This window comes from Mesorhizobium sp. M7D.F.Ca.US.004.03.1.1 (assembly GCF_003998635.1).
In the GTDB taxonomy this organism is placed as follows: domain Bacteria; phylum Pseudomonadota; class Alphaproteobacteria; order Rhizobiales; family Rhizobiaceae; genus Mesorhizobium; species Mesorhizobium loti.
In genome coordinates this window covers 1-433 of record NZ_RZQG01001818.1, presented here as the reverse complement: position 1 = coordinate 433, position 433 = coordinate 1, and the positions used below count along the sequence as shown (strand labels likewise).

Genomic DNA, 433 nt, shown 5'->3' with positions numbered 1-433 from the left:
GTCCGCAATGTGGCTTCCAAGCGCGTCCAGTGCGATGAAATCTGGTCGTTTGTCGGCGCAAAGGCGAAGAACGTTTCGACCATGAAGAACCATGTCGAGGGCGCGGCGACGTGTGGACTTGGACCGCGCTGGATAGCGACAGCAAGCTTATCATTTCCTGGCTGATCGGCGGTCGCGACGGCGAATATGCGCTGGCCTTCATGGACGAGGTGAAGGACCGTCTTGCCAATCGCGTCCAGCTTATGACGGACGGCCATCGCGCCTGTCTGAACGCCGTCGAGGAAGCCTCTGGAGCGGACATCGATTACGCTATGCTGATCAAGCAGTATGGCGAGCCGGAGAGCAATAAGTCTCCAGAGCGCCGCTACAGCCCCTCCGTCTGCAGTGGCGCGACCAAGACGCGGATCGAAGGCAATCCCGATCCGGTGCATGT

1 pseudogene is annotated in these 433 nt (G+C 59.8%); it reads left to right on the top strand.

Annotated features, from left to right (window positions below):
- A pseudogene (locus EN935_RS40205) lies at positions 1 to 433 on the top strand (IS1 family transposase); the annotation flags it as partial.